The sequence below is a fragment of the Nocardia sp. NPDC127526 genome (assembly GCF_042672265.1).
Taxonomy (GTDB): Bacteria; Actinomycetota; Actinomycetes; order Mycobacteriales; family Mycobacteriaceae; genus Nocardia.
The window spans coordinates 16,668-30,539 of sequence record NZ_JBHXVO010000016.1; the positions used below are offsets into that span (position 1 = coordinate 16,668).

At 65.1% G+C, this 13,872-nt stretch carries 16 protein-coding genes and 1 pseudogene; 10 read left to right on the forward strand and 7 right to left on the reverse strand.

Translation table 11 applies throughout. The annotated features are described in order from the left end of the window. Positions 1-40 precede the first annotated feature (40 nt). From ACFVIV_RS23725 to ACFVIV_RS23735, 3 genes are all read right to left on the reverse strand, one after another. The gene (locus ACFVIV_RS23725; RefSeq protein ID WP_379199737.1) at positions 41-421 is read right to left on the reverse strand and encodes a hypothetical protein; all 381 of its coding nucleotides are present in this window, start codon (positions 419-421) and stop codon (positions 41-43) included. A 201-nt stretch (positions 422-622) separates the two neighbouring features. Then, positions 623-1,285: a hypothetical protein gene (locus ACFVIV_RS23730; RefSeq protein ID WP_379199738.1), complete on the reverse strand. Its 663-nt coding sequence runs from the start codon at positions 1,283-1,285 to the stop codon at positions 623-625. A gap of 52 nt (positions 1,286-1,337) precedes the next feature. Beyond that, entirely contained in the window at positions 1,338-1,733 is a 396-nt protein-coding gene (locus ACFVIV_RS23735; RefSeq protein WP_379199740.1) for a hypothetical protein, read from the reverse strand. 892 nt (positions 1,734-2,625) lie between these two features. Between ACFVIV_RS23735 and ACFVIV_RS23740 the strand changes: the two genes are divergently transcribed. From ACFVIV_RS23740 to ACFVIV_RS23760, 5 genes are all read left to right on the forward strand, one after another. Continuing rightward, complete coding sequence (locus ACFVIV_RS23740; RefSeq protein WP_379199742.1) at positions 2,626-3,399, forward strand: ATP-grasp domain-containing protein; 774 nt, start codon at positions 2,626-2,628, stop codon at positions 3,397-3,399. A 369-nt stretch (positions 3,400-3,768) separates the two neighbouring features. Then, the gene (locus tag ACFVIV_RS23745; protein WP_379199746.1) at positions 3,769-4,161 is read left to right on the forward strand and encodes a hypothetical protein; all 393 of its coding nucleotides are present in this window, start codon (positions 3,769-3,771) and stop codon (positions 4,159-4,161) included. Positions 4,162-4,499: 338 nt separating this feature from the next. Then, positions 4,500-5,087 carry a hypothetical protein gene (locus ACFVIV_RS23750; protein ID WP_379199747.1) on the forward strand — a complete coding sequence of 196 codons (588 nt, stop codon included), beginning with the start codon at positions 4,500-4,502 and terminating at the stop codon, positions 5,085-5,087. Between the two features lie 108 nt (positions 5,088-5,195). Next, positions 5,196-6,044, forward strand: a complete 849-nt coding sequence (locus ACFVIV_RS23755; protein ID WP_379199749.1) for a hypothetical protein — start codon at positions 5,196-5,198, stop codon at positions 6,042-6,044. Positions 6,045-6,278: 234 nt separating this feature from the next. Continuing rightward, positions 6,279-6,668 (forward strand): nitroreductase family protein, encoded by a 390-nt coding sequence (locus ACFVIV_RS23760; RefSeq protein WP_379200013.1) that lies wholly within the window; start codon positions 6,279-6,281, stop codon positions 6,666-6,668. Between the two features lie 171 nt (positions 6,669-6,839). On the opposite strand, the gene ACFVIV_RS23765 is transcribed toward ACFVIV_RS23760, so the two are convergent. Next, the gene (locus tag ACFVIV_RS23765; RefSeq protein ID WP_379199751.1) at positions 6,840-7,334 is read right to left on the reverse strand and encodes a hypothetical protein; all 495 of its coding nucleotides are present in this window, start codon (positions 7,332-7,334) and stop codon (positions 6,840-6,842) included. Positions 7,335-7,565: 231 nt separating this feature from the next. Here ACFVIV_RS23765 and ACFVIV_RS23770 point away from each other — a divergent pair, with 231 nt between their 5' ends. The 3 genes and pseudogenes from ACFVIV_RS23770 to ACFVIV_RS23780 all read left to right on the forward strand — a co-directional run. Then, positions 7,566-8,411, forward strand: a complete 846-nt coding sequence (locus tag ACFVIV_RS23770) for a class I SAM-dependent methyltransferase (RefSeq protein WP_379199753.1) — start codon at positions 7,566-7,568, stop codon at positions 8,409-8,411. Positions 8,412-8,915: 504 nt separating this feature from the next. Further along, on the forward strand, positions 8,916-9,062 hold the full coding sequence (locus ACFVIV_RS23775; RefSeq protein ID WP_379199755.1) for a hypothetical protein: 147 nt from the start codon (positions 8,916-8,918) through the stop codon (positions 9,060-9,062). Continuing rightward, positions 9,050-9,514 (forward strand): annotated as a pseudogene (locus ACFVIV_RS23780) (DUF2064 domain-containing protein); the annotation flags it as partial. The gene ACFVIV_RS23775 and the pseudogene ACFVIV_RS23780, both read left to right, overlap by 13 nt. Here the strand turns inward: ACFVIV_RS23780 and ACFVIV_RS23785 are convergent. Both ACFVIV_RS23785 and ACFVIV_RS23790 read right to left on the reverse strand, forming a co-directional pair. Further along, complete coding sequence (locus tag ACFVIV_RS23785) at positions 9,509-9,730, reverse strand: ferredoxin (RefSeq protein WP_379199757.1); 222 nt, start codon at positions 9,728-9,730, stop codon at positions 9,509-9,511. The pseudogene ACFVIV_RS23780 and the gene ACFVIV_RS23785 overlap by 6 nt on opposite strands. Positions 9,731-9,733: 3 nt before the next feature. Continuing rightward, positions 9,734-10,927 carry a cytochrome P450 gene (locus ACFVIV_RS23790; RefSeq protein ID WP_379199759.1) on the reverse strand — a complete coding sequence of 398 codons (1,194 nt, stop codon included), beginning with the start codon at positions 10,925-10,927 and terminating at the stop codon, positions 9,734-9,736. A gap of 186 nt (positions 10,928-11,113) precedes the next feature. Here ACFVIV_RS23790 and ACFVIV_RS23795 point away from each other — a divergent pair, with 186 nt between their 5' ends. Both ACFVIV_RS23795 and ACFVIV_RS23800 read left to right on the forward strand, forming a co-directional pair. Beyond that, positions 11,114-11,839, forward strand: a complete 726-nt coding sequence (locus tag ACFVIV_RS23795; protein WP_379199761.1) for a helix-turn-helix domain-containing protein — start codon at positions 11,114-11,116, stop codon at positions 11,837-11,839. A 14-nt stretch (positions 11,840-11,853) separates the two neighbouring features. Next, complete coding sequence (locus tag ACFVIV_RS23800; RefSeq protein ID WP_379199762.1) at positions 11,854-12,666, forward strand: class I SAM-dependent methyltransferase; 813 nt, start codon at positions 11,854-11,856, stop codon at positions 12,664-12,666. A gap of 219 nt (positions 12,667-12,885) precedes the next feature. Here ACFVIV_RS23800 and ACFVIV_RS23805 read toward each other — a convergent pair whose 3' ends face one another. Further along, complete coding sequence (locus ACFVIV_RS23805) at positions 12,886-13,872, reverse strand: lysophospholipid acyltransferase family protein (RefSeq protein WP_379200014.1); 987 nt, start codon at positions 13,870-13,872, stop codon at positions 12,886-12,888.

Consider the following 13,872-nt stretch of genomic DNA (forward strand, 5'->3'; position numbering starts at 1 on the left):
TGCCCACCAACCCAACTTCGAAATTCCTGCCCGAGTACTGTCAGCGTTGGCCGTACAAGGCTTGACGTAGTGCGGCGCCCAGCGTCCTCTGCAGGGCCCGAAGAATCGCGATGGTCCGCTCGTCCGAGTAGCCCGTGGTGATCGGCCAATCCACTCCGGAACCGAATACATCGCTGGTGAAGACGAATTCGGTTGCCACCAGGATTCGACGCCAATCTCGAGCGCTCAGTGGCTGGTTCGCGATCAACGCCGAGCGCAGTCGGCGCCTTTGCTCGTGCAGGTCCGTCACGCTCTGGAAGTCCATCGCGACCGCGAGCGCGTCGCTGCAATGAGCCGGGCCGCCCCACTCTCCCAGCCCGTGGCGCAGCACCTCACGCTCGTCGTTCGACAACTCGATCGCTACAAGCCCATCCGAATCCATCCATCCAGGATGGCCTATCTAGATTTCTCCCTCGCCTGGCGGATTCGATCGGCGTTGTATGGCAGAACCGAACGTTCTACGTCGCTGTCTCGCCCTCAGCGAGGAAGGCATCGAGTTGGGTCGCCGTCGCCGTCACGACCGCCTATGTACCCATGAGCGGCGTATCGCCAGTGCGAGGGGGCTCCTGACCACGGTTGGCCACTACGCCGGTGCGGTCAGCGCCCGCACGATCGACCGCACATTCTGGAGATTGCGACCGTAGTCGACGGTCGTGATCGGAAGGCGCGGACGACTGGAGACCTCCACGGTGCTGCCGTCGAGCCGCTCGGACACCACCACCCGCAGGTTCTCACCCCAGCTCAGCCATGACATCTTCGTACGCGCGGTGAGTACACCAGCGGCGGGATCGCGCTGGGTGATAGTCGCCGGCACCTCGGCCAGCACCCGTTCGGCCACCGCGAACACCTCCCCGGCGGGCCGCTCCACCTCGATCGAAACCTGCTGGCGCACATCGGCTCCGAGCTCGTGGCCGGTGCCATCGCGCCGTGCCCGCATAATGGACAGCCCCGTGATGATGGCACCGAACAACAGCCCACCGATCAATCCGGAGATCACCCCACCCCACACAGAGCCGGAGATCAATCCCAGGTAGAGCGCCATGACGATGCCGAAAATCACGCCGCTGCGCAGAAATATCCGGGTTGCCCCGCGCCAGAGAGGACTCATGGTCGGCAGCCTACTGAACTGGACGAGGTCATAGCGGAGCTCGAACTCATCGATGGCCGCATGGAGGCTGCAACCCATTTCGGCTTGGATGGCATTCAGCGCTTGGATCGCCCATAGACTGCCTTGAACCGTCCGCACCCTAATGTTGCTGGGCGAGCGTTCCAATGCATCAGGCATCCTATGTCGTCGATCAAAGCTGAGTTGCCGAGCTATCGGTCACTTCGTCGACGTGGAAATAGCCAACAACCCGGCACGGGCCTTCGGTGACAACGACGACGGAACCAGCCTCGACCGTGTAAGCACCGGTGTTCTCAACAATCAGCCATCCGGCGCTGGCAGGTGATCGCCATGCCGAGCGATCCTCAACCCGCATTCCCCAAGATGCCAGTCCCTCTGCGCTGTGAGGAGGGACGAACGCCGTTGTCGCGTAGTCATGGCCGGCTGGTGTCTCAGGAGGCCCCGATGAGCGACCGCCTTGATCGGCTGTGAGCCAGACCATCTGACCACGGAACGGATACTCCCCAGGAAAACGCATGGCGACATTCTGACCCATGATTACCACCGAATGATTCTTTCCAGTCGCCATTCCGGCGCTCCATCGGCCTCATTCAGGCCGTACGACGGCCACGAACGTCGGTGATCGAGACCCCCGACGCTGCCTGGTCCCCGAACACGGTCGGCGGAACGCAAAGGGTTGTCGACTTCAACTGCTGCGACACCGCACACCGGCACGACGGGCAATCCTCTCGCTGCCTACGAAGAGATGGAATTCGTTGTTTTCATCGATCCGACCGATCTTGTCGGATGATTGTGCAACCAGTCGGGCCACGGTCGTTCGGACAGCGCTGACGAAATGTTCTGGCCACTGAACCTTCCGCACGGCCAGCACTGTTGTGCGGTCGGCCTCGGCCAGGCCAAGAGAGAATGCCTGGGTCTGCCCGGGTTCGATTGCAGGCAGACCGGCCACAGTTCCAGGCGGGGTGTCCTCGTGCGGGTTGAAAGCATAATGCTGCCAAGGGCTTTACCCGAACCGGTAGCACAAGATGCCATGATGACGTGCGTCGTACCAAGCGAATTGCATTGCTGAGGCGCTGAACTCCGCGATCTGCGCAGCTGTCGGAGCGTTGACACTCATGAGGAACAGCCCGCCAGCGGTGGTGAGGACAAGCTCCGATCCGGGCCAACGCTGAATACCGGAATCGTAGTGGTCACCAACGAGCAGTCTGAGTGGATCACGCATACGACCATCCTTACCTGCTGGATGAGTTCATGCCTGTGCCGAACGCACTTTCGTGCCGCTACAAGGCCGTTGGGCGCGGTCAGACCGCGGCTGACCGAGCGTACTGAACTGCCGAGTGGAGGGTGTCGGTGTGGCTGACCGCAATTGTGTCCAGCCGTCCGCTGACCGGCGTGGTCGTCGTACCGAATCACTGACTGCTCAACCTGATTGCCGCGCTCTGCGCGAATAGCATCGTGCCATGCGACCGCAATGGCTCATCGATCTCGATGAGGAATTCCCCGGCTCCGCTCTCGTCGCGGCGGCGCTCGACGATGCCCTGATTGTTCACTCGCGGGATGCGCTGACCGGACGCTGGCCCGTTGTCCAAGACGGCCGCCCGGTCGTCGGGTACGGGACCATGCCCACGATGAGAAGTCTCGGTCGCGTGCCGCGGCTCGGAGAAGCGGTCTTCGACGACTACACGATGCTGCGCTGCTCGTTCTACTACCGACACATCTACGAGCTCCTGGGACGCACCGCGGTCTTCGTGCCGTTCTCGGCGGTTCCCGGTCTACCGCTGCGGCGGATGTTCGACAGCGACCAGGTCTTCCTCCGCAGCGACACGAACTACAAGCTGTTTCCCGCAGGCGTGCATGCCATCACGGACCTGGGGCACTGGCTCGAGACCTACGACCAGTACCGAGACGAGCTGGTTGTCGTGTCCGAGGTCGTGCCCTTCGAGTACGAGTACCGCTGCTTCTGCCGCGACGGCCGCTTCGTCTGCGGAAGTTCGTATCCGATCGAGCCGTATCTGCCCGTCCCCGATCACGTTCGCAGTTTCGCGGAAACCGCGGCGGCGCGACTAGTCGCTCACGGCTGCACCATGGTCACCGTCGATGTCGGCGTCGGCCCCGACGGCGTGCTTCGCCTAGTCGAGCTCGGCGGTGTGAACAGCTGGGGCATCTACGGATCCGACGTCACCGCCTTCATCGCCGCGATGGAAGCCGAGGCCCTCGCCCGCGCGGACATGTAGTGCCGGATCCGCAGCAGGTTTCCCATGCCGAGCGGCGCAACGCCATCCTCGTGGCGAAGCCAGTTCGGAACGCACGCACATGCCGGTTACGAGGGCGTTCGGATCGGCTAACCCGGGCGCTCCGAACGCGCCCTCATGTAGCCGAATACAGGGGATCCAACCTGGGGCGACCGCAGGTCGGCGCCGGAGGTCAGCTGTGTTGCAGGCCCAGCGGGTCAGCGCCCGAGTAGGGCTGCTACGAAGTTGGCGATTACTTGACTCGGTGGATCGAGTGGTTCTCCTGCGACAACTCGGCGCTCCGCATCCTCGCTGATCCTGCCCGGCTCGGCCGAATTATCGGAACCGCCACAACTGTGGTGGGGTAGATAAGTGAGCGAACCCGATGCCCCACTGGCACACTATGGTCCCGACGAGGTAGTGGTGACCGAGTTGACTGACCGCCAGTATCTGGCGCTGTTCGCCAAGCGACCCGGGATGTACATCGGCCGCACCTCCTTACGCGGAGTGGTGGGCTTCCTCAACGGCTACGACTTCGCCACCCGAAGGCCTGGGGGGCTGAGCCTTGAAGGCTTCGAAGAGTGGCTGTTGGCGAATCGGCCGTGCCAAGGCGGGAATCTCGCGTGGTGGGCACTGATCAATCAGATCGCGATTCCGGAATGGGACTTCGTCACGGCCCCGACATCTGAGCAAGAAGCGCACGTGCTCGAGGTTCTATTCGATCTCCTCGGCGAGTTCCTCGCCTACAAGGAGCACGATCTGTAGCCCTCTCCCGCCTTGCGGATTTACTTGCCGTGCGCGGTCTTTCGAGGAGCATCCAGGTTCTCGGCGGCCGAGCCGGAGCAGGCTAGGAGGTTGGGACGATTGCACGGGTGGCGGAATGCCGTCACTGCTCGGGATATGTTGTGCAGGAAACGATCTCGGCGACCTCACTGGCAAGATCCGGGAGAGCCTCCGCCAGGCGTGGTGGCTGGACTGCTGTCATTCGCCGAACCATACGCCCACAACGCGCGCCGCGCAGTCGACAAACGCACTCATCTGGCGCTACACCGGCGTCACTTGGGCCGTGTTGCCATGTCGGCCAGTCGTTTTAGGATGCCGCCATGAGTTCCATCATGACCGTGTACTTGGTCGACCGCACTACCGTCAACGCCGCCATCGGTTCGAAAGATGAGGCGCTGTACGAGGCGATCACAAAGAACTGGCATGATTCCGAGGAAGCCAGCGAGCGCATATTTGGGTGCGGAGACGTGGCGCTCGATGCCAAGAGCGCGTTGCGTGCTGTCATCAATGGCGGGCCTTACACCGAGGACTGCGGATACGCCTACTTGCAGGCGTGCGAGCGAATCTGCGCGTACTTCGGCGAGGACATCGATGAAGAGGACTTCCACCACTCCTTCCAGGAGAGGCTCGACAAGGCGTTCGGGAAGTTGGGAATGGATGACGAGAGCAGGATCGATCTGCTCTACAGCTTCGCGTCAAACCATGGCCTGCCCGAACCAGACGGGGCCAACGGTGGCAGCTGGGGCAGGCAGCTGTGCACCGACCAGCTCGAGCAGTGGGAGAATTCGGATCCGGCGGTGCGTGCCGGCTTGCGTGCGGACGTGCGCGAAAATCTCGAATCACGCATCGAGTGGATGCGCGCAGCGAAGACCGCCGACAAAGACATCATGGTGTTCTGGGCAGGCTAGTTCTCCACTCCGGCAACAGCTCGAACCCTCGCGCTCGCACGTCAATTCGTGATCGGGACAAGAGTTAGACTCCGCACGCTCTTGTGATGATTCAACTGTGGGGGGTTCGTGAAGAACGCGCGCTTGGTCTTGTCGGTATTGGGTCTGTTGATCGGCATCGGGTTGGTCGTAGGCGGAGGAATTGGACTATCGCAGAGCGATGCGGGTTCGGCATCAGGAGACTCTCTTTCCTCCGAACTGGCCGCCGAGGGGTTTCCGCAGGATGTGAACGTCGCTGTCCTGCTGAAGTCATCGTCGGCTCGGATGCTCGAGCCGTCGGAGATCGGCCCGCTCTATCTGGCACTGGGCAAGCTGCCCGGAGTGCGGTCGGTCGGGATGCCTACGGGAGAATGGCTGCGAGAAGACCGCACCGCCGCAGTCCTGCCGATGATCATGGATTCGGGAATCGATTCCGCCACTGCGAAGACGACCATCGAGAAGGGACTCGCGCCGGTAACAGTCCCCGATGACCTCTCGGTCACCATCCTCGGCGTCGCCGAGCGGCCCGTTTCCCTGCCGCTGTCGAGCTGGATAGCCGTGAGTTGCGGAGTTATCATCGTATTCGCCAGTGGTGCAATCGCATTCGCTCGCACACCAGCCCCGGACGCAGGCACACACGCGGGTGAACAGGAGCGGTGGGCCGGTATGACCCAGACTCCGGGATCCAGCGGAAGGTTCGCTGGACCTGCGGTTCACTCTTCTTCCTCGAGTGACGGTCAGCGCCACGAACGTACGCAACTGGTCGTCGGTGGATTCATGGCGCTGTTGACGCTGGCCGGAATGCTGAGCTTGTTCTCCACCTTCGAAGTGCCACCCAGCGGGCTGACTTCTGTCCCGTCCGTCGCATGCCTGACCGTGGCGGTGGCCTCGTTCGCTAAGGCCATCCAGATCACACGCACGGCTCGCCGGAATAGGTGACCTGGGCCGGCCGGGCCGTGTGCTCATAGGCGGGTACGAGTTGCGAGCCAGGGCAACCTGTTGCGGTGGCGTCACTGCTTCCCGGCCTGCAGGTGCCGGATATTCGGGAGGGCGACGTCCCTGTCCGCGATGCGGTCAACGCGTAGCCGGCGACAGAGATGACAGCCAGACGCTCCCCGCCCAGATCTAACTGGAATCAGTCGTAAATGTCTGCGCTGCAGTGCAATTCCCGCGATCCAGAACGCACCGCTGATCGTGGTCCCCATGTCGAACAAGGACGCTTACCTCGACCGATACACCGAAGCGGACAAAGGATGGACCGACCGGGCCGAGGCGCGTTGGGCGGTGCCCTACTGGCATATCAATACTGGCATGGCCACACTCGCGATGTTGCTGTCCGCGGTGGACGAAGGTCTCGGGGCGTGCTTCTTCGCGATCATGCCCGAGCATCTCGAGGGGTTCCGCGCCGAGTTCAACGTGCCGAGTGGTTACGACCCGATCGGCGCGATCACCGTGGGACACCGTACGTCCGGACAACCCACTGCCCGCTTCGAACAGCGCCAGCGTGACATCGCGGATGTAGTTCACGACGGTTGCTGGGGTCAACCTTGGCCCGGTGCGTAGTCGAACCGAATCATCAGCAGGAACTACTCGGTATCGGCATCATGCTGCGTTCGTCCGGCGCCAGATCGGCTCGGCCCGTTGACCTTTGTCCTGCCCCCCGCTGGCCGGTTCGGCCAGCGCGACATGCGGCATTATGGTGCGTTGTTTGGTGTGGGATTGCGATGCACCGGGTCAGCGGAACAGCGAAGCGAACCGCCGCAGATCGAATCTGTGGGCAATGGTGCTGCGACGAACCACGGTGACCCATGGACGCGCATTCTTCAGTTGCTGAGAGTTCTTTCGGGCAAAGCCAATCGCGTAGGAGTCGTTGCCGGTATCGATCCAGACGGTCGCGGTTCCCGACTTCAGGCTGTGCGTGCCGACCAGGCCGAGGAAATGCTCCACGGCTTCTGCAGCGTCAAAATCCTCTGCGCGGTTCAGGAAGTCGTCATACCAGTGCCACGACATCGCTGACGGGAACGGCCGCAGGGCTTCGAGCTGCTCGCGGATCGTATCGGGTTCCTCATCCCACTCGAAGGTGGTAACGAGTTCGGCAGCTTCGAGCTCGACGAGAAGATCGTTCATCGTCGTCTCCCCGCGGACTTTCTGCGCCGTTGCGAGAATATCGGCGGGACCGATGGCCAAGCATTCGGCAATGGCTACCGACACGCCAGCCGGCAGCTTCATCACACCATCCTGGTTTGTTTCGGCTGTGATCCGGACAAACCCGGAGCCTACCGAGGAGGCCGCCCCGAATCTGCACGGGTGTCCACGGTCAGGCTCGGACATTCACGCTCATCGGTGCGGGTTCAGGCGGTCTGGCTATGGCCGTCAGGGTGATTCAGGCGCATCCTGTGAAGTGCGCGGAGTGGGTGGGTGTGGCCGGCATGCTGGGTTCTGGCCGGCAAGGAGGAAGGCATGGAAAGCGCGCCGAGCAGGACGGCGATGTTTGCGGCGGTGTCGCGTGGATTGTTTCGCCTGGAGACGGCGTCGCCCTGGGTGCTGGACGATGTGCTGGCCCTGGTGCTTGTCGGCCCGGTATGGCAGGAGCTGCGAGATCAGTTCGATCCGCTGTTCCCCGACCCGGTCCGTCGCGAGGCCCGCGCGGCGGTCTGCACCCGCAGCCGGTACGCCGAGGACCGGCTGGCTGCCGGTGCCTTCACGCAGTACGTGATTCTCGGCGCGGGGCTCGACTCGTTCGCGTGGCGGCGGCCGGATCTGCTCGGCTCGCTGACGGTGTTCGAGGTTGATCACCCTGCCTCCCAGGCCTGGAAGCTCGAGCGGGTCAGGGAGCTCGGCCTGCCGCTCAACGCCTCGCAGGTATTCGTGCCGGTCGATTTCGAGGCCGGACCGGTTCAGGATGCGCTGGGCGCGGCCGGATTCGACTGGGCGCGGCCGGCGATGTTCTGCTGGACGGGCGTCGCCCCCTATCTGACGGCACAGGCGATCGAGTCGATGTTGCACACGATCGCAGCGGCCGCGCCCGGGTCCGAGGTGGTGTTGTCCTACCTGGCCGAGGACGCTGCGCTCGACGACGCGGGGACGGAATACGCCCGTATCTACACACCGATCGCGGCTGCTGTCGGCGAGCCTCTTCAACCTGGCTGGCCGGTATCGGAGATCGAGAGGCTGGTCGGCAGGTGCGGGCTGAAAGTCGTGGACCACCCCACACGCGCAGACCTCCAGCAGCGGTACTTCGCCGGCCGCACCGATGGCCTGCGGCCCTACACCTTCGAGACCCTGATGGCCGCGCGCATCGCCTGAGTTGTGACGTCCCCGAACACCCGCGGCACCACGAACCAACCTCCGACACACAGGCCACCATCATCGGCTGCCAAGCCAATCGGGTGTCCGGACGTGCGGAACGTCCCTGCTGATGCGCTGATCGGCAGTTCATGGATCCAGCCACGACAGATCAGAAGTGCGATTTTGGCGTCCACGCGACGCGCGCCGCCCTGTTTCACCAAGCCAAGGCATGCCTTGCGCGGCTTAAATGCCCTCTATCCCAATAGGTCTCAAGATCACCGACCGAACTGGCAAAGCTAGCCACGACGACTTGGGCTGGAGCTTGCTTGTTGCGGAGGCGGTCGTACTTGATACCCCAGTACAACAGGTGATCAAGACTCCGGGGTGATCCGCGGGCGGATATCGGCCGACAGGGTAAGTCGCGTGAGTCCCACTGATATCAGCAGCGCCCAGCCCGGCCCCATCGGTGCGGTGCGGTCACCGACCACTGCGGGGGTTTGGGCCGCGCTCGGCGTTTACGTAGTGTCCACACTTGTCGCTTCGGCTGATTTGCTTGTGGCGCAAACCTATTCGGGCATCGATCCGGCGGTGTTGTCACTGGTCCAGTTCGGCCCGATGCCGGGGGCGCTGGCGACCTGGCTGACGTTCCGGAAGACCGCGACACCTTGATGCGATTGGGGCCGCTGCATCGCAGGTCGGGCTACCCGCTCGAGCTCTTGGTCCGGGCGGGACGAGCCGGCTGGCGGGTGGTCGAGCACGACATCGCCTATCGGCCCCGCACCGCAGGCAAGTCGGAGGTGACACCCGCGTTGCTGACCTCGGCGGCGCGGGACCTGCTCGCCGCCAACGGCAATGCGGTCCTCGGTCCGGCGGCCGACGGCGGCTGGTGGGCATTGGGACTGTCGACCCCGCAACCCGCCGCAACCTTGACCGAGGTGCCGATGTCCACCTCCGAGACCGGCAGGCTCACCCGGGAAGCGGTGGCGGCCTGCGGTATTCGAGTCGACCGGCTCCCCTTGCTGCGCGACGTGGACACAGCCGCGGATGCGCTGGCGGTTGCCGCCGAATGCACGGGCCGCTTCGCTGCCGAGGTCGCAGCCCATCTGGTCGTCCCATCATGAGCCGCCGGTGCGCGGAGTCGTCGGATCGGTCGCCGAGAGTGCTCCGACGGGACAGTTGCGAATCGCCTCGTGGACGACGGCGTGCCGGTCCGCGGCGGGCGCCGGATCCACGAGCACAACCAGTCCGTCGTCCGGGCTCTGGTCGAAGATCTCCGGCGCGGTCAGGGCGCACATGCCCGAGCCGCAGCAGCGGTCGCGATCGGCGGTGATGCGCATGGCTCAGGCCTCCCAGGTGACAGGGAGCCGACTGACCGAGATGAGGTTGCCGTAGCGCAGCGGCACGTCCTCCGGATCGATCGCCAGGCGCAGGGTGGGGAACCCGGCCGTCAATGCGGGTATCGCGATGCGCAATTCGGTGCGGGCCAGCTGCTGGCCGAGACATTGATGCGCGCCGTGGCCGAAGGCGACGTGCCCGACGGCGCGACGCCGCACATCGAGGACGCCGGGGTCCGGGAAGCGGTGTGGGTCGTGATTGGCCGCGCCGAACGCGAGCGCGACCGACTCGCCCGCGGTGATCACCTGCCCGGCCAGCTCGACATCGGTCAGCGCGGCGCGGACGCCGGTGTGCAGGATGGACAGGTAGCGCAGCAGTTCCTCGACCGCGGTGGCGGCCAGGCCGGGATCGGTGCGCAGGGCGGCGAATTGGCCGGGATGCGCCAGCAATGCCATGACGCTCAGGGCGATTACCGAGCGGGTGGTCTCCATGCCGGCGCTGAGCAGGAATGACCCGATACCGGCCAGTTCGTCGTCGGACAGGTCGGCGGTGGTCAGCTCGCTGAGTATGTCGTCGGTGGGTGCGGCGCGCTTGGCGGCGACCAGCTCCCGCAGGTAGACGGCCAGCTGCTCCGACGACTCCTGGAGCTGTTGGAACGATGTGGGCTCGGCGATACCCGCGACCAGCCGGCCGAAGACGGGGCGATCGGAATACGGGACGCCGAGCAGTTCGCAGATCGTGAGGGTGGGCAGCGGACCGGCATATGCGGCAACAAGATCCGCCGGAGGCCCGGCCTGTCGCATGGCGTTCAAGTGTTCGTCGCTGATCTGCTCGATGCGGGCGGTCAGCTGTGCCATGCGGCGCACGGTGAACCTGCCGGTGAGCAGTCTCCGCAGCCTGGTGTGCTCAGGCGCGTCGAGCCCGCCGAAATCACCTGGCGGCGCGGGGTATTGCGACAGGTCGACGTCGTTCAGCGGATCGTGCAGCAATTCGTAGCGGACGCTGAAGCGCGGATCGCTCATGACGGCGCGCACCACGTCGTATCCGGTGGCCAGCCAGCCCAGGTGGCCGTCCGGGAAACGCATGCGGGTGAGGGGTCGCTCGGCGCGCAGTGCGGCCAGCCCCGCGGGCAATTCGAAGGGACGTCCGGCAGGCCGCTCGATCGGCAATTCCACTGGCTCCGTGGGTGTTCGGGTCATCGCATGCCTCCTTGTCGGTGGTGTGCATCAACCTACGAACCGTTCATCCCACTGGCAATGAAGACTCTGCGAAATAGGCTGGTAGTAGCCGTATTTGATGGATTCTGTTGCAACGACAGTGCGCGGTAATGCAATTCCGCCTGCTTTTCGTTGCAACAACCTGACGGTGAATGCCACGCTGGACATATGCCCGGCCCCCGCTTGACCTATCAGGATCGCCGCCGTATCACCGCCGGCTTGGCCGCGGGCCTGCGCTACGCCGATATCGCCCGCGAGCTGAACCGCCCCACCTCCACGATCAGCCGGGAGATCGCCCGCAACGGCGGCCCGGAACGCTATCGCGCCGAACCCGCCCAGCGCACCGCCGAACAGCGCGCACAACGGCGGCCCGATCCCACCGCGAGCCCGGCACGTCCCATCGAACCGGCCGACCCCACACCCGAGCCGGCCGCACAATTGTCCGCCCTACTGGTGCGAATGGGCCTGCAGCGCATGGCCTCACGCATATACGCCTGGATGTGCGTGAGCGACGCGGACTCCTTCACCACGGCCGATCTGGCGCACGCCCTCTCGGTGAGCCCGGCGTCGATCTCCAAGGCGGTCGGCTACCTCACCGGAATCGGACTACTGCTGCGCGAGCGCCAAGGTCGCCGCGACCGGTACTCCATCGGTCGCGACGTCTGGTTCCGAGTCGGGCAAGCCAGTGTCAGCGTGGAGGAGCAGTTCGTCATCGCCCTGCGCCGCGCGGGCGACACCCTGGGCGGCGCCACCCCCGCCGGTGCCCGGCTGGCAGATCTGGCCTGGAGTTTCGAAGCGGCCTATCACTTCAATCTGCAAGGCGTGGAACGCATGCGCGCCGCCGCAGGCCCGCACGTGTGCCCGAAATGCGGATGCGACGTTAGCGCACCCTAAGTTAGGGTGCTGGGGTGGGTGAAACGATTTCGCTGGGTACGGTCCAAGAAACGTTGCTGATTCCGCTTTATGGACGGGCGCGTGACGCCCGGCATCGGTCGAGTGTGCTCGGGGACAAGAAGGCCATCGAGCTCGTCGAGGCGATCGACTACGACTTCTCGAAGTTCCGCGGGCCCTCGCTGGCCGGGTCGGTGCTGCGGGCTTCCCTGTTCGACGAGTATGTGCGCGGGTTTCTGCGCGAGCACCCGGACGGGACGGTCGTCGACCTCGGGTGCGGGTTGTCCACCCGCTTCGATCGCTTGGACAACGGGCGGGTGCACTGGATCGATCTCGATCTCGAGGACACGATGGCGCTGCGGCGGCGGTTCTTCCAGGATCGGGATCGGTACACCATGGTGGCCGGGTCGATCTTCGATACGGATTGGTTCGCGCTGGTGCGGGAGCGCCCCGGCCCGGTCTTCCTGTTGAGTGAGGCGGTGCTGCTCTACTTCCCGGAAGAACAGGTGCATGCCACCTTGCGGCGGTTCGCGGAAGAGTTCCCGGACACTGCGCTGGCGATCGACACCGGCGGCAGCATGATGATGAACAGCCAAGACCGCAATCCGGTCTTCCAGGCCGTATCCGCCCGCATGCAGTGGATCTGCGACGCCCCGGCCACGCTCGAACCACTGGGCCTGCGGCTACGCGAATCACGCACCTTCGCACAACCACAGCCGAGCATCGCCCGCACCTGGCCGCTCCGCTATCGGCTCGCCGGAAAGCTTTTCAGCCGCACGGCCCCGGTGACGACCTACAAGGTCAACCTGTTCACCACCGAAACAGCCTGAGCCAGAGCCGAAATAGGCTCACGCCGGCCAGGTCGCCGCGGCACCGGCCCGGGCTACCGGCCTCGCACGCCCAGGGAGGTCCGGGAGCGCATGATTCTCGCCGAGCGCACCGGCATGCCCATCGACCAGGCCCTGGCGCTGCGGGATCCCGACACGCGAACGTGAACGCGATACCGGCCGGATCGGTTCTGGCTGAACCGATCCGGCCGGTGGGCGGGATTACACGCGAGCGGGAGCCGCCGCGGTGGCGGGCCGCTGCGGCGAGGGCACCATCGTCCGGGCCGCCTCGATGGCCTGCTCGGAGAGCGCTTCCTGCTCCAGGCTGTGGATGACGCCGCTGAAGGCGCGGTCCACGCTGTCGCCGTGGATGGCGCGCTCACAGCGGCGGGCCAGTTCGCGGCGGTCGGAGCCGGGAGACTCCAAGGGTTGCAGCACGATTTCGGCGACGACGCCCTTCGATCGCAGGACGCGGCGCAAGGAATCGGCCATGGTGTCGATGCCGACGAAGCCGGGGATCGTGGACAGTTCACCGGCGGCGTCCAGATAGCGAAGCCGGATGGGCTGCACCGGGGTTGCGGTGTCGATCGCGGCCTGGAACAGGGCCGGGCGCAGGCTGCCGTGGGCGCGGCCGCACCAGGTGGTGCCTTCCGGGAAGATGCCGATGCGGTCGCCCGCGGCGAGGCGGGCCGCGACGCGGCTGACGACGCCGGGGAGGGCGCGCAGGCGTTCGCGTTCGATGGGGATGACGCGGACGCGGCGGGCGACATTGCCGAGGACCGGCCAGTCGACCATATCGGCGCGGGCGACGAAGCCGAGCGGTTCCACGGCGGTCAGCGCGATGATGTCGGTCCAGCTGACATGACCGGCCACCACCAGGACACCGCGACGTTCGTCCGGAGCGGGTTCCACCGAGTCGCGGTTGTCGACGACGCGGAGCCGAATTCCGCAGCAGAACAACAAGCTCCGGGCGTAGCGGCTGTGCATCCTCGGCCGCAGGCGGCGCGGTGTCGCCACGTAGGCGAAGGGAAAGGAGACGAGTACCGCGCCGATGCCGGCAATGCGGGCCGCGACCCGCAAAGCCCCTGCCTCAGGGGCGATCTCGACGCATTCCGGCCCACAGGGGCTGCTGGGCATCCAGGCGTGCGCGGTGAGCTGGGCGGGCGGGCAGTCCATCGCCCCCGAGCCCGGGGAAAGGAAGGCGGGCAT

Bases quoted from the DNA above. Each gene is read 5' to 3' on its own strand.
- ACFVIV_RS23770 (WP_379199753.1), top strand. From the start codon at position 7,566: ATGGAAAGCGCGCCGAGCAGGACGGCGATGTTTGCGGCGGTGTCGCGT.
- ACFVIV_RS23735 (WP_379199740.1), bottom strand. From the start codon at position 1,733: ATGGCGACTGGAAAGAATCATTCGGTGGTAATCATGGGTCAGAATGTC.
- ACFVIV_RS23740 (WP_379199742.1), top strand. From the start codon at position 2,626: ATGCGACCGCAATGGCTCATCGATCTCGATGAGGAATTCCCCGGCTCC.
- ACFVIV_RS23795 (WP_379199761.1), top strand. From the start codon at position 11,114: ATGCCCGGCCCCCGCTTGACCTATCAGGATCGCCGCCGTATCACCGCC.
- ACFVIV_RS23750 (WP_379199747.1), top strand. From the start codon at position 4,500: ATGAGTTCCATCATGACCGTGTACTTGGTCGACCGCACTACCGTCAAC.
- ACFVIV_RS23765 (WP_379199751.1), bottom strand. From the start codon at position 7,334: ATGAAGCTGCCGGCTGGCGTGTCGGTAGCCATTGCCGAATGCTTGGCC.
- ACFVIV_RS23725 (WP_379199737.1), bottom strand. From the start codon at position 421: ATGGATTCGGATGGGCTTGTAGCGATCGAGTTGTCGAACGACGAGCGT.
- ACFVIV_RS23790 (WP_379199759.1), bottom strand. From the start codon at position 10,927: ATGACCCGAACACCCACGGAGCCAGTGGAATTGCCGATCGAGCGGCCT.
- ACFVIV_RS23805 (WP_379200014.1), bottom strand. From the start codon at position 13,872: ATGCCCGCCTTCCTTTCCCCGGGCTCGGGGGCGATGGACTGCCCGCCC.
- ACFVIV_RS23785 (WP_379199757.1), bottom strand. From the start codon at position 9,730: ATGCGCATCACCGCCGATCGCGACCGCTGCTGCGGCTCGGGCATGTGC.